The following is a 12,307-nucleotide window of genomic DNA, read 5'->3' as shown; positions in this document are numbered from 1 at the left end:
GCCCGTACGGGTCCGCCCCCTCACGCGTGCCGGTCCTCGGCGGCCCGGTCAGTTCCAGGCGTTGTTCTGGTTCTGGGCGTGGGCGCCGTGCTGGCCCATGCCGTACTGGGCGGCGACGCCCTGGCCGAGCTGGGCGTTCTGCGGGGGCAGCACCTCGCTGGGCTGCACGAGGGCGAAGCCGGTGCCGAGGAAGCTCAGCTCCCAGCCCTCGCCGGTGTTGCCACGCCGCCGCCAGACGCCGGTGGAGTGGGTCTGGGCCTGCATCTGGACGCGCAGGGAGGTGGACCAGGCCACGATCGCGTCGGCGTCGGCGTTGACGTACTTGTCCGGGGTGACCTGCATCATCAGGGGCTGTCCGGAGGTCATGAGGGCGACCTTGCCGCGTCCGCTGATGTTGAGCTGGTACTTGCCGGATCCGGAGATCCCGTACTGGCTGTCGACCGCGATGGCCTCGGTGTGCAGGGTGGAGTCCAGGGCCAGGACGTAGCCGCTGTCCACGGTGAGGCCGTCGTGGTCGACGTCGACGACGTGGACGTACTGGGCGAGGTTGGCGAGGTAGACCGTGCCCTGCCCGGAGCAGCGCATCAGGTCGAGGCCCTCGCCGGTGCGCGCCCGGGCGTTGCGCTGGCCGGTGCTCTGGTACTCGCCGTCGAAGTCGACGATCCCCTGGTAGGCGACCATCGAGCCCTTGCGGGCGAGGATGTCGTCGGAGCCGGTGAGGCTGATCCGCAGCAGTTGCGGGTTCTGGACGGCGTAGCGGTCCTGGGTCTGCTGTTCGGCATGTGCGAAGAGTGAGCTCTGCATGGTGTGTCCGTCCCCCCTCAGCCCCGGGTCCGGAGCCGGTCGGTGCTGTCCTCGCTGGGCTGTACGACGACGATGCCCTGGCCGGAGAAGGCCATCTGGTAGGCCTCCCCGCTGCCCCGGCCGATCATCGACGAGGCCTTGAAGCTGCGCTTGCCCTTCACCTTGAGGTTCGGGGACCAGGCGACGAGCGCGTCCGGGTCGACGTACGTCTCGTCGTCGCCGCGTCCGCAGTCGACCACGATGGGCGTGCCGCGGGAGGTGATGGCGACCCATCCGGTGCCGGCGATCTGCACGTTGAACAGGCCCTGGCCGGCGAACTTCGCCATGCCCTTGACCCGCTCGACGCCCCACTGGAGGCCGGCGTCGAAGGCGAGCAGGTTGGTGCCGTTGACGGAGAGGGCGTCGTTGGCGAGGTTGATGACGACGACGTCCGCGCCGTAGTCGGCGAGGTAGAGCAGGCCGTCGCCGGTGCACTTCATGAGCGGGGCGCCCTCGCCGGTCAGCCACTGGGAGGCCATCTGGCGGACGGCGGGCGGGTTGGGCTCGTACTGGATGAAGCCCTCGTAGGCGACCATCGAGCCGGTGCGCGCGAAGAGGTCCTGGCCGCTTTGCAGGGCGACCTTGAGCATGGACCGGCCGTGGTTCTCCATGCGGGCCGTGACGGGGGTGGGGGCGTAGCCCGCGAGCTGCTGGTTCATTGCGTTCATGACGGGCTCCCTCAGACCTCGTACGGCTGGACGACGATGAAGTTGCCGGGGGCGCCGCGGAACTGGAGGTTCACGGTCTCCCCGCTGTGGCCCGGGTAGGCGTTGCGGCGCAGCCGGACCTGGCTGGAAATGATCACCTGCGAGGCGGCGGACCACGCGACGATGGCGTTGCTGTCGGCGAAGGTGGTCGGGGTGACCGGCAGGACGACGGGGACGCCGTGCGTCTTGACGATGACGGTGCCGGTGCCCTGGAAGAGCATGGTGAACAGGGCGCCGCCGGGAATGCCGTGGCCCTCGATGCGACGGACCTCGTGCTGGAGGGACTCGTCGAAGGCGAGGACGTTCTCGGCGGAGACGCAGATGCCGTCGCCCTGGAGCTCGATGGCGTGCAGGTGGGCGCCGTTCTCGGCGAGGAAGACCTGGCCGCGGCCGGTGCAGCGCATGAGCTGCATCTCCTGGCCGGTGGCGTTGCCGACGATGCGGCCGGCGAAGCCCGCGCCCTTGTAGCTGAAGTCGACCTTGCCCTGGTAGAGGACCATGCTGCCCTGGCGGGCGAGGACGGCCTGGCCGCCGAGCGACAGGTCCACGCGCATGAGCTGCTGGTTCTGCGGGGTCCAGCGGGCACCGGTGGGGGCCTCCTTGTACCGCTGGAGGGCGGCGGCGAGGCCGGGGGCGGCGGCGGGCGCGGCCTGCGGGGCCTGGCCGTAGGGGGCCGGGGGCTGCTGACCGTACGGAACCTGGCCCGCCGGGGGCTGTCCGCCGTACGGGGCCTGGCCGCCGTACGAGGGCTGCTGCGGCGGGGCGCCGTAGGGCGCGGGGGCCGGGGCCGGCGGCGGGACCTGGGCGCCGTACGAGGGCTGGCCGTAGGGGGCCGCCGGGGCGGGCGGGGTGATCGGGCCGACCATGGTCGGGGCCGAGTGCACGGGCGCCGGGGCGGGCTGCTGCGGCTGGGGCTGCTGGTACGGGGGCTGCTGGTGCTGCGGCTGCTGGTGCTGGGGGGCCGGCTGCTGCGGCGGGGCGTAGGGCGCGGGGGCCGGGGCCTGCTGCCCGCCGGGGGCACCGAACGCCGGCGCCGGGCCGGCGGGCGGGGCGAATCCCGGGGCGGCGGCGGGCGGCTGTGCCTGGGCCGGGACCTGCGCCTCGGGCTGCGGCTCCTCCTCGGCGACCTCGCCGCCGAAGTGCTGGAGCAGGGCGGCGAGGCCGCCGTCGAAGCCCTGGCCGACGGCGGCGAAGCGCCAGACGTCCTTGAGGTAGAAGTCGCCGATCATCAGGGCGCGTTCGGTGCTGAACTCGGAGCCCGTGAAGGAGTAGCGGACGACTTCCTCGCCGCCGGCGACGATCCGGATGTAGCCGGGGCCGATCTGGGACATCTGGCCGTCGCCGTCGAGGGTGGCGGTGAAGGACAGCTTGTGGATGTTCGCGGGAACGCGGTCCAGGGTCACCCGGAAGGATTCCGTGTCACCGGCCTGGGCGCCGAGCTGCTGGATGGACTCCTCGGGCGACTTCGGCTGGTTGTAGAAGACGAAGTAGCGGTCGTCCGACAGGCGCTCGTCGGCGTCGAGGCCGAAGCAGCTGATGTCGAAGCCGAGCCCGGGCCCGGCGATCTGGACGCCCACGTACAGATCGGTACCCGCCGTCAGATCACTGATCCTGGCCTTGTGGCCGCGTTGGAATTCCCTGGCCATACGTCCGACCGTCCCCCGTCCCGAAGGTGAATGGATGCCGCTGGATGGATGCCGCTGGCGCGTGCCGTTCCCCGCGTGCTGCTGAAGGTGTGGCGCTCAGGCTAACGGCTCGCGCGGACATCCGGCCAAGTCGGTACCGAGCCGGTACACATCACTTTCCGTGACAGAAGGTCATTCGTCGCGGGCGGTGGGAACCTTCGGCAGACGCTCCGCCGCGACCACTCCCTCCAGGTAGCCGCGGGCCCGCTCGGTCTTCGGATAGGGCTCCAGCAGCTCCCAGAAACGGGGGCCGTGACCGGGTACCAGGAGGTGGGCCAGCTCGTGGAGCAGCACGTAGTCGACGACGTACTCCGGCATGCCCTGGAGGCGGTGGGACAGCCGGATGCTGCCTTCGGCCGGGGTGCAGGAGCCCCAGCGCGTGTTCTGGTTGGTGACCCAGCGCACGGATCGGGGGCGGGCCCGGCCGTCGAAGTACTGCTCGGACAGACGCTCGGCGCGCTCGGTCAGTTCCGTGTCGCCGAGGACGCGCCGGCTCTCCTGCGCGGCCAGTTTGTCCAGCATGACGCCCACCCAGCGCCGTTCCTCGGCCTCGGACATCCGGGCAGGGATCAGGACGACCGTCCGCTCGCCCTCGCGGTAGGCGGATACGGTCCTGCGGCGGCGCGCGCTCCGGCGGACTTCGACGGCGCGCTGCGGTGGGTCGGCGGACACGCCTCGACGGTACCCGCTCGTCGTGGCGGAAGTCCCGCGCGTCTGCCGCTCGAACATGATCGATTCGTCGGCGACGGCCGATGCGCCCCTTTTCTCCATCTCATATGCCTAATACCCCTTGCCTGTGGACAAATTGCCGCACGCTTCGCACGGGGCGGGCATCGTGACGTCGTGACGTGGTGTGAGGAACAGGAGCAGGAGGAGGCGGCGATGCATCCGAAGGTGAAGCCGGCGTTGGCCCGGGCCTGGCGGGACCTGCAGACGGTCCAGTTCGGGGTGACCCCCGCGCACGCCGTGGTGCTCGGCCCGGTGGACACGGCCACGGGCGCGTTCCTCGACCGGATCGACGGGACGCGGGGCATGGAGTTGCTGCGGGCGGAGGCCCGGCGGTTCGGCCTGCCGGAGGGGCGGGCCGAGGAGTTGGTCACGAGGCTGGCGAGGGCCGGTCTGCTCGACGACGTCGGCGCGGGCGGGCCCGGGGAGCCTGCGGTGCGCGACCGACCGCGGACGCCGGAGCGGCTGGAGCCGGATCTGGCGTCGCTGTCCCTGGTGTGTCCGGAGCCCGGTGGGGACGTACGGGCCCTCGCGGCGCGCCGGGCGCTGCGGGTGCGGGTGCGCGGGAGCGGACGGGTGGGGGCGTTGGTGGCCGCCGTCCTGGCGGGGGCGGGCGTCGGCCGGGTCGAGGTCCTCGACGGTGGTCGGGCGGTGCCGGGGGACGTGGCGCCGGGCGGGCTGGGACCGGCCGGCGTGGGCCGGCTGCGGGCCGAGGCGGCGGCGGCCGTGGTCCGGGAGGCGGCGCCGGGGCGCACCCCCCGGGCCGGGGAGGCGGCCGGGTCCGCGTCGGGTCCGGGGGCGGGGCCGGGGGCGGGGCCGGGCGCGGCACGCGGGGCCGGGGCCCGGGGCGGTGGCGAGCGGGGGGTGGCGCTGGTGGTGGTCGCGCCCCGGGACGGGCTCCAGGCGTGGGCCCCCGATCCGGAGACCGCCGCCGGCTGGGTGGCCACCGGCACCCCGCACCTGTACGCGGGGGTGCTGGAGGGGACGGGGCTGGTGGGGCCGCTGGTGCTGCCCGGGGTGACGGCCTGCGCCGGCTGCATGGAGCGCGAGCGGGTCGAGAGGGATCCGGCCTGGCCGAGGATGCTGGTCCAGTGGCGCTCGGCGCACCGTCGGCGGGGCACGGCCGCCTGTGATCTCGGGCTGTCGACGGCGGTGGCGGGGCTGGCCGCCGCGCACGCCCTGGCCTTCCTGGACGGTGGCTTCCCCGCCTCGACGGCCACCCGGTGGGAGGCGGCCCTGCCCGCCCTGCACTGGCGGCGCGCGGCGGTGCGCGCGCATCCGGACTGTCCGTGCGGGGCGGCGCCCGCGGGGACGGGCGAGGGGGTCGGCGTCGGGGTCTCGGGCGCGGCGGCGGCGTCATGAGGGCGCGGGCGGTACGGGTGCGGAACGGGGGCCGGTGCCCGCGTCCGGGGGGCGGGGAGCCCATGACAGGATGCTTTGGGGTCGAGGGTCGTCCCGAACCGCCGTTCGCGGCACAGCAGTCTGGGAACAGGAGGGGCTCATGTCTGATCTTCCCCGGAAGGCGGTCACCCGCACCGTCAAGCTGGCCGCGCTACCGCTCGGCATCGCGGGCCGGGCCACCTGGGGGCTGGGCAAGCGCATCGGCGGCAAGTCGGCCGAGATCGTCGCCCGGGAGCTCCAGCAGCGCACCGCCGAGCAACTCTTCCGCACGCTCGGTGAGCTGAAGGGGGGCGCCATGAAGTTCGGGCAGGCCCTTTCGGTGTTCGAGTCGGCGCTGCCCGAGGAGGTCGCCGGACCCTACCGGGCGGCACTGACCAAGCTTCAGGAGGCGGCCCCTCCGCTGCCGGCCGCGCGGGTGCACGAGGTGCTCGCGGAGCGTCTCGGCGAGGACTGGCGCGATCTGTTCGAGGAGTTCGAGGACAAGCCCTCGGCGGCGGCCTCGATCGGACAGGTGCACCGGGCGGTCTGGCACGACGGGCGTCAGGTGGCGGTCAAGGTCCAGTACCCGGGCGCGGGCGAGGCGTTGCTGTCCGACCTCAAGCAGTTGGGCCGCTTCGCGGGGCTGTTGGGTCCGCTGATCCCGGGCATGGACGTGAAGCCCCTGATCAAGGAGCTGCGCGACCGGGTCTCGGAGGAGCTGGACTACGAGTTGGAGGCCGAGGCGCAGCGCACCCACGCGGACGCCTTCGACGGCGACCCCGACGTGGTCGTGCCGGACGTCGTGCACCAGGGCGACCAGGTGTTGGTGACGGAGTGGCTGGAGGGCACCCCGCTGTCGGAGGTGATCTCCGACGGGACGCGGGAGGAGCGTGACCGCGCCGGGCAGTTGCTGGCCCGGTTCCTCTTCTCGGGACCGGGCCGCACGGGATTGCTGCACGCCGATCCGCATCCGGGGAACTTCCGGCTGATGACGGGACCCGAGGGACGGACGCGGTTGGGCGTACTGGACTTCGGGACGGTCGACCGGCTGCCCGGCGGGTGGCCCAAGCCCATCGGACGGTCGCTGCGGATGACCCTGGACGGGGACGCCCAGGGGGTGTACGGCCACCTGCGGAACGAGGGCTTCGTGAAGGAGTCCATCGAGCTGGACCCCGACGCGTTGCTCGACTACCTCAAGCCGATCATCGAACCGGCCGAGGCCGAGGAGTTCACCTTCACCCGGCCGTGGCTGCGCGGGCAGGCCGCGCGGATCGCCGATCCCCGCTCCCCCGCGCACCAGTTGGGGCGGCAGATCAACCTGCCGCCCTCGTACCTGCTGATCCACCGGGTCACCCTGAGCACCATCGGGGTGCTGTGCCAGCTGGGGGCGACGGTGCGGCTGCGCGAGGAACTCGACACCTGGCTGCCGGGGTTCGGGACCGAGGCCTGATCGGGTCCGCGCCGGCGGCGGTAGGGCGGTGACCGGTTCGGGTCACCACCAGGAGGAGTCGAGCCTGCCCTCGATCGCCCGGAGGTTGGCGCGCGCGCAGTCGACGCAGAAGTACTGTCTGCTCCCGTTCTCGACGGAGCAGGTCCAGGTGGGCGGGGCGCCGTCCGGGGCGCGGGTGCCGCAGCGCGCGCAGACCGCGGGCTGGGCCTCGGGTCCCGGCGGGGTGGGCTGGGGGGTCGGCTGGTCCACCTCCAGACGATATCCCCGCGGGGGGTGAGGGGGCCGCACAACGCACCGGGGGGACCGGTCCGTGCGGACCGGTCCCCCGTTGGTGGTGCGGTGGTCGTCAGTGCGTCAGTGCATGACGGCCATGGCCAGCGCGCGGCGGGCGCGCATGGAGACGCGCTCGGCCTTGCGCTGCATGCGCCGGGCGGCGACCAGGCGCAGGGCGTGACGCTCGGCGTCCGCCTCACGCATGCGGTCGTCCATATGGGCACGGGCCAGGGCTTCTGGGATGAGTTGCATTTCGCGGGTCCTGTTCTGACGCGAGGTGATCGCGCCGGCGGTGATGAAGTCTGCGGTGGCGGAGCCGTGCGGCTGCTCGCTCGTGGTGATGGCGTGGGTGGACATGAGGGCCTGCTTCAAGGGGTCGTGCGTCAGGGGGCGGTCGATGGTCCCGATGGCGGTCATGCCGCTGCAACCGGGTTCTTGCGCGGACGACCACGGGGCCGCTTGCGGGCCACGACGACGCCCTGGACGAACAGCTCGCCACCCCAGACGCCCCAGGGCTCGCGGCGCTCCTGGGCGCCGGCGAGGCAGGCCTCGACCAGCGGGCAGGTGCCGCAGAGGGACTTGGCGTACTCGACGTCGGCCGGGGACTCGGCGAAGAAGACCTCGGGGTCGAAGGTGCGGCAGGGGACGGGTACGCCGAGGTTCTCGATGGCGTCGTCGAGCGCGGTGAGCGCGGTGAGGGGGGTCAAGGTGGAGGCCTCCGGGACTGCGGGCGGGGAGATCGTTCGGTTCTGCGGTACGGACGGGGCGTGCGCTTCGAGTTGCACGGTGTTTTCTTCCTCGTCTTGTTCGGCTAGTCGTTCCGGCCGGTCGGCCGGGGGGCGGCTGTTACCTGGTCTTTGCCAGTCCCGAGGCCCCTTCGCTCCGGCGTCCCCGTTCGGGGACAAACAGAAGGGCCGCGGATCCCGGGTGGGGTTCCGCGGCCCTGAAGGCGCCGGCCTGATCATGAGATCAGGCTGGATCACTCCAGGGTTCGAGCCCGCGGAAGGCCCACATCAGGTGGTGGTGCTGCTGCTTCGTCGTCTGCTCGGTCCGAGCTCCGGCACCGGCCGCGGCCGCGAAGCCATAGGCGTCCTGCGCCTGGGCTTCGGCTACTGCCACCAGTGCCTTGGTCGGTCGCTCATTGCGCTCGCGGACCGGAAGGGTCGCCAGGAGGGCGGGGCTGCTCGCGGAAATCGCGGACAGACCGGTGCCCAGGGCGGAGACGGAACCGAGCAGGCAGGAAGCGTCGACCGAGCGATCGGTCATTTTGGTGAAGGTCATGAAGCTGGTCACTGGTCTCGCCTCCTCTCGGCGTCTCGGGGACTCGGCCCGGGGGCCTGTCCCATACGTATTCGGATAAGTACAGCACGGATCGGAGGCTTCGGAGAAGCCCACCGTTTCCGTTGCTAAGAACCTATGGGGATCCGCGGGGCATGTGCAAACTATTTTTCCGACGAGTTTCTACGCGTCGTCAGGATCCGCGCCGCCGGGCTCCTGGCCTGCGCAGATGGCCAGGACATCGGCTCCGTACCGGTCGAGCTTGCGGCCGCCGACTCCAGAGATCATCGAGAGCTCGCCGGGTTCGGCGGGCGCGGCCTCCGCGATCGCCATCAGGGTCTTGTCGGTGAAGACGCAGTAGGCGGGCATCCCCTGGGCCTTCGACTGGACGGCGCGCCAGTCGCGCAGCCGCTCGTAGAGGCCCTCGTCCATGTCGGACGGGCAGTCCTCACAGCGCATCAGTTTGATCTCGCCGGCCTCGGTCAGGGTCTTGCCGCAGACCCGGCACAGGGCGGGGCCGCGGCGGCCCCGCTTGCGGGCGCCGCGCTCGATCGGGTCGCCGGAGCGGCTTCCCGGGGCCACGGAGCCCGGTCGCAGGCCGTTCAGGAAGCGGCTGGGGCGACGGGAGGCCCGGCCGCCCGGAGTCCGCGAGAGCGCCCAGGAGAGCGTCAGGTGCAGCCGCGCCCGGGTGACGCCGACGTACATCAGCCGGCGCTCCTCCTCGACCTGCTCGTCGGTCTTGGCGTAGGTGATCGGCACCATGCCGTCGGTCAGGCCGACGAGGAACACGGCGTCCCACTCCAGGCCCTTCGCGGCGTGCAGGGAGGCGAGGGTGACGCCCTGGACGGTCGGCGCGTGCTGCGCGGCCTTGCGCTCCTCCAGCTCGATCGCGAGGTCGGCCAGGGTGGCGCCGGGCCGGCCGCGGGCGAAGTCCTCGGCGAGGCGGACCAGCGCGGCCACGGATTCCCACTGGTCGCGGACGGCGCCGGACCCGGCGGGCGGCTCGGTGCTCCAGCCGGTGGAGCTGAGGACGGCCCGCACCTGGGAGCCCAGCTCCACGACGTCCTCCAGCAGCGGGTCGCTGCTGCCGCCGGAGCGGGCGGCCCCGCGCAGGGCGAGGACGGCCTTCTGCACCTCGGCGCGCTCGAAGAACCGCTCGGCCCCGCGCAGCTGGTAGGGGACGCCGGCGTCGGCGAGGGCCTGCTCGTAGACCTCGGACTGGGCGTTGATCCGGTAGAGGACGGCGATCTCGCCCGCCGGGACGCCGGCCGCGATCAGGTCCCGGATCCGGTGGGCGACGCCCTCGGCCTCGGCGGGCTCGTCGGCGTACTCGGCGTAGACGGGGTCGGGGCCGGGCTCGCGCTGCGAGACCAGCTCCAGCCGGTGTTCGGCGGCCCGGCCCTTGGCCTGGTTCAGCAGGCCGTTGGCGAGGTGGACCACCTGGGGGCTGGAGCGGTAGTCGCGGATCAGCTTGACGACGGTGGCGCGCGGGAACCGGTTGCGGAAGTTCAGCAGGTGGTCGGGGGTCGCGCCGGTGAAGGAGTAGATCGTCTGGCTGGCGTCGCCGACGACGCAGAGGCTGTCGCGCTCGCCGAGCCACAGGTCGAGGAGCCGCTGCTGGAGCGGGCTGACGTCCTGGTACTCGTCCACGACGAAGTGCTGGTACTGGGCGCGGATCTGCTCGGCGATGTCGTGGCGGTCCTGGAGGATGCCGACGGTGAGGAGCAGCACGTCCTCGAAGTCGATCATGCCGCGGTCGCGCTTGAGCTGTTCGTACGTGCCGTAGATCTGGGCGATCTCGGCCATGTCGCGGGGGGCCTCGCGGCCCGCCTTGAGGGCGGCGGCCGGGTAGTCGGCGGGGACGGTCTGGGTGACCTTGGCCCACTCGATCTCGCCGGTGACGTCGCGCAGCTCGCCCCGGTCGAGGCGGATGCGGCAGCGGGCGCCGGCCTCGGCCACGAACTGGATCTTCCGCTCCAGCAGGCGGGGCACCTCTCCGCCCACGGCGCGGGGCCAGAAGTACTGGAGCTGGCGCAGGGCGGCGGAGTGGAAGGTCCGGGCCTGGACCCCCTCGGCGCCGAGGGTGCGCAGGCGGCCGCGCATCTCGCCCGCGGCGCGGTTGGTGAAGGTGACGGCCAGCACACTGGCGGGCATCAGTTGTCCGGAGCGGACCCCGTAGGCGATGCGGTGGGTGATGGCGCGGGTCTTGCCCGTACCGGCGCCCGCCAGGACGCACACCGGCCCGCGCAGGGTCGTGGCGACCTCGCGCTGCTCCGGGTCCAGGCCCAGGAGCACGGCGTCGGCGTCGGCCGCGCCCGTGCCCGGACCGGCCGGGAAATCGGATGAATGCGTCGCTGTTGTCACCCCGCCATGCTGCCAGGTCCGGTGGGGCCGACGGGAAACCCGTCCACAGGCGGGGCGTGCGGGCAGTTTGTCGGACCGGCTCCCGGCGGGGCGGACCGCCAAGGCCCCGGATACCCGCGAGTCCCCCGAGGCCCCGGGTGCCCCCGGGAATGGGGGCGGGTCCGCGTGCGTTCGTCTACTCGGACACCGAGACCTCACGAAGGAGAGCGCAGCATGCAGGACACGGGCACCGTCACGATGTACAGCACGACCTGGTGCGGCTACTGCCGTCGGCTGAAGACGCAGCTGGACCGGGAAGGCATCGCCTACAACGAGATCAACATCGAGCTGGACCCGGAGTCCGCGGCGTTCGTCGAGAAGGCCAACAACGGCAACCAGACCGTTCCCACGGTGCTCGTGCGCTCCTCCGCCGGCAGCGAGTCCGTCATGACCAACCCGAGCCTGGCGCAGGTCAAGCAGGCCCTCGCCGTCTGAGCCGGTCGCGGCCCGTCCGACGGGCACCGACGCGCACCGACAGGCGCCGACGCGCACCGGAAAGGCCCCCGCCGAGGCGGGGGCCTTTCGCGTGCGCCGAGCGCCGGCGCCGAGGACCTGTGACGAAGGTTACGCGGCCGGCTTCGGCAGCGGCTCGCCGTACCAGAGCTCGACGAGCCGGGCCGCGATCGAGATCCCCGACGGCGGCACCATCTCGCCGGACTCGAAGGCCGCCCGCAGCTCCTCGCGGGAGAACCAGCGCGCCTCCTCGATCTCCTCGCCGTCGACCGTGATCTCCGAGGTGATCGCCCGGGCCGTGAAGCCGAGCATCAGGCTGTACGGGAACGGCCACGGCTGGCTGGCGACGTAGCGGACCTCGCCGACGCGGACGCCCGCCTCCTCCCACACCTCGCGGACCACCGACTGCTCGATGGACTCCCCCGGCTCGACGAAGCCCGCGAGCGTGGAGAAGCGGCCCTCCGGCCAGTGCACCTGGCGGCCCAGCAGCGCCCGGTCGTGCTCGTCGGTGACCAGCATGATCACGGCCGGGTCGGTGCGCGGGTAGTGCTCCGCGCCGCAGCCGGGGCAGCGGCGGATGTGCCCGGCGGCGGCCACCACGGTCCGCTCGCCGCAGCGGGAGCAGAAGCGGTGCATGCGCTGCCAGTTCTCCAGCGCCACCGCGTGGACCATCAGCCCGGCGTCGCGCGGGGACAGCAGCAGTCCGGCCTCGCGCAGGCCGGCCGGGCGTGCCGACTGGTCCATGCGGCCCGGCAGGGAGTCCTTCTGGAGCGCGAAGTACCGTACGCCGTCCTCGTCCGTGCCCAGGAAGTAGCGGTGGGTCTCGGTGACCGGCGCCTCGAAGGCGGGGGTCATCACGATGGCGGACCCGCCGTCGGGCGTGTCGTCGATCAGCACCTGCCCGCCGGAGACGACGAACACGCGCGTCGTCGGGTGGCTCCAGGCGGCGGCGAGCCACGCCTCGTCGAGGCGGTGGTGGGCGGCGCGGTCGATCCCGCTCGCCTCGGCGAGCGAGATCGGGCGTTCGGTACGGGTGCTCACAGGTACTTCCAACTCCCCCGGTGGTGGGACAAGGCAGGCTGCTCGGTGTGCGTGGCGTTCACGCGCGC

General features: G+C 72.7%; 13 protein-coding genes. 3 read left to right on the top strand and 10 right to left on the bottom strand.

Annotated elements, in window-relative coordinates; all coding sequences use genetic code 11:
- Positions 1–48: 48 nt before the first annotated feature.
- The 4 genes from AB0D01_RS02815 to AB0D01_RS02800 all read right to left on the bottom strand — a co-directional run bounded on the left by AB0D01_RS02815 (position 49) and on the right by AB0D01_RS02800 (position 3,907).
- A complete protein-coding gene (locus AB0D01_RS02815; protein WP_363053186.1) occupies positions 49–804 on the bottom strand; it encodes an AIM24 family protein in 756 nt (251 codons plus the stop codon).
- A gap of 17 nt (positions 805–821) precedes the next feature.
- Positions 822–1,502 carry an AIM24 family protein gene (locus tag AB0D01_RS02810; RefSeq protein WP_363053421.1) on the bottom strand — a complete coding sequence of 227 codons (681 nt, stop codon included), beginning with the start codon at positions 1,500–1,502 and terminating at the stop codon, positions 822–824.
- Between the two features lie 20 nt (positions 1,503–1,522).
- Positions 1,523–3,196 (bottom strand): TerD family protein, encoded by a 1,674-nt coding sequence (locus AB0D01_RS02805; RefSeq protein WP_363053185.1) that lies wholly within the window; start codon positions 3,194–3,196, stop codon positions 1,523–1,525.
- 171 nt (positions 3,197–3,367) lie between these two features.
- Positions 3,368–3,907: a M48 family metallopeptidase gene (locus AB0D01_RS02800; RefSeq protein ID WP_363053184.1), complete on the bottom strand. Its 540-nt coding sequence runs from the start codon at positions 3,905–3,907 to the stop codon at positions 3,368–3,370.
- 210 nt (positions 3,908–4,117) lie between these two features.
- On the opposite strand from AB0D01_RS02800, the gene AB0D01_RS02795 reads away from it, so the two are divergent.
- Positions 4,118–5,323: a ThiF family adenylyltransferase gene (locus AB0D01_RS02795; protein WP_363053183.1), complete on the top strand. Its 1,206-nt coding sequence runs from the start codon at positions 4,118–4,120 to the stop codon at positions 5,321–5,323.
- A 139-nt stretch (positions 5,324–5,462) separates the two neighbouring features.
- Positions 5,463–6,791: an AarF/ABC1/UbiB kinase family protein gene (locus AB0D01_RS02790; protein ID WP_363053182.1), complete on the top strand. Its 1,329-nt coding sequence runs from the start codon at positions 5,463–5,465 to the stop codon at positions 6,789–6,791.
- 42 nt (positions 6,792–6,833) lie between these two features.
- On the opposite strand, the gene AB0D01_RS02785 is transcribed toward AB0D01_RS02790, so the two are convergent.
- The 5 genes from AB0D01_RS02785 to AB0D01_RS02765 form a co-directional block, all read right to left on the bottom strand.
- A complete protein-coding gene (locus tag AB0D01_RS02785; RefSeq protein ID WP_363053181.1) occupies positions 6,834–7,040 on the bottom strand; it encodes a hypothetical protein in 207 nt (68 codons plus the stop codon).
- Positions 7,041–7,145: 105 nt separating this feature from the next.
- The gene (locus AB0D01_RS02780; RefSeq protein ID WP_363053180.1) at positions 7,146–7,481 is read right to left on the bottom strand and encodes a hypothetical protein; all 336 of its coding nucleotides are present in this window, start codon (positions 7,479–7,481) and stop codon (positions 7,146–7,148) included.
- Entirely contained in the window at positions 7,478–7,849 is a 372-nt protein-coding gene (locus tag AB0D01_RS02775) for a WhiB family transcriptional regulator (protein ID WP_363053179.1), read from the bottom strand. The genes AB0D01_RS02780 and AB0D01_RS02775 overlap by 4 nt, the downstream gene beginning before the upstream one ends.
- A gap of 184 nt (positions 7,850–8,033) precedes the next feature.
- Positions 8,034–8,345 carry a hypothetical protein gene (locus tag AB0D01_RS02770; protein ID WP_363053420.1) on the bottom strand — a complete coding sequence of 104 codons (312 nt, stop codon included), beginning with the start codon at positions 8,343–8,345 and terminating at the stop codon, positions 8,034–8,036.
- Positions 8,346–8,525: 180 nt separating this feature from the next.
- Positions 8,526–10,706: an ATP-dependent DNA helicase UvrD2 gene (locus AB0D01_RS02765; protein ID WP_363053178.1), complete on the bottom strand. Its 2,181-nt coding sequence runs from the start codon at positions 10,704–10,706 to the stop codon at positions 8,526–8,528.
- A 213-nt stretch (positions 10,707–10,919) separates the two neighbouring features.
- Between AB0D01_RS02765 and AB0D01_RS02760 the strand changes: the two genes are divergently transcribed.
- Positions 10,920–11,180, top strand: coding sequence for a mycoredoxin (locus tag AB0D01_RS02760; RefSeq protein WP_363053177.1), 261 nt, complete (start codon positions 10,920–10,922; stop codon positions 11,178–11,180).
- A 129-nt stretch (positions 11,181–11,309) separates the two neighbouring features.
- On the opposite strand, the gene nudC is transcribed toward AB0D01_RS02760, so the two are convergent.
- Positions 11,310–12,251 carry an NAD(+) diphosphatase gene (gene nudC, locus AB0D01_RS02755; RefSeq protein WP_363053176.1) on the bottom strand — a complete coding sequence of 314 codons (942 nt, stop codon included), beginning with the start codon at positions 12,249–12,251 and terminating at the stop codon, positions 11,310–11,312.
- Positions 12,252–12,307 lie beyond the last annotated feature (56 nt).

Source organism: Streptomyces sp. NPDC048606, from assembly GCF_040650855.1.
Taxonomy (GTDB): Bacteria; Actinomycetota; Actinomycetes; order Streptomycetales; family Streptomycetaceae; genus Streptomyces.
This window is presented reverse-complemented; position numbering and strand designations above follow the sequence as displayed.

What these genes read in the sequence shown, in the direction of transcription:
- AB0D01_RS02815 (WP_363053186.1), bottom strand. Translation starts at nt 804, where the DNA reads ATGCAGAGCTCACTCTTCGCACATGCCGAACAGCAGACCCAGGACCGC.
- AB0D01_RS02810 (WP_363053421.1), bottom strand. Translation starts at nt 1,502, where the DNA reads ATGAACCAGCAGCTCGCGGGCTACGCCCCCACCCCCGTCACGGCCCGC.
- AB0D01_RS02805 (WP_363053185.1), bottom strand. Translation starts at nt 3,196, where the DNA reads ATGGCCAGGGAATTCCAACGCGGCCACAAGGCCAGGATCAGTGATCTG.
- AB0D01_RS02795 (WP_363053183.1), top strand. Translation starts at nt 4,118, where the DNA reads ATGCATCCGAAGGTGAAGCCGGCGTTGGCCCGGGCCTGGCGGGACCTG.
- AB0D01_RS02790 (WP_363053182.1), top strand. Translation starts at nt 5,463, where the DNA reads ATGTCTGATCTTCCCCGGAAGGCGGTCACCCGCACCGTCAAGCTGGCC.
- AB0D01_RS02780 (WP_363053180.1), bottom strand. Translation starts at nt 7,481, where the DNA reads ATGACCGCCATCGGGACCATCGACCGCCCCCTGACGCACGACCCCTTG.
- AB0D01_RS02770 (WP_363053420.1), bottom strand. Translation starts at nt 8,345, where the DNA reads ATGACCTTCACCAAAATGACCGATCGCTCGGTCGACGCTTCCTGCCTG.
- AB0D01_RS02760 (WP_363053177.1), top strand. Translation starts at nt 10,920, where the DNA reads ATGCAGGACACGGGCACCGTCACGATGTACAGCACGACCTGGTGCGGC.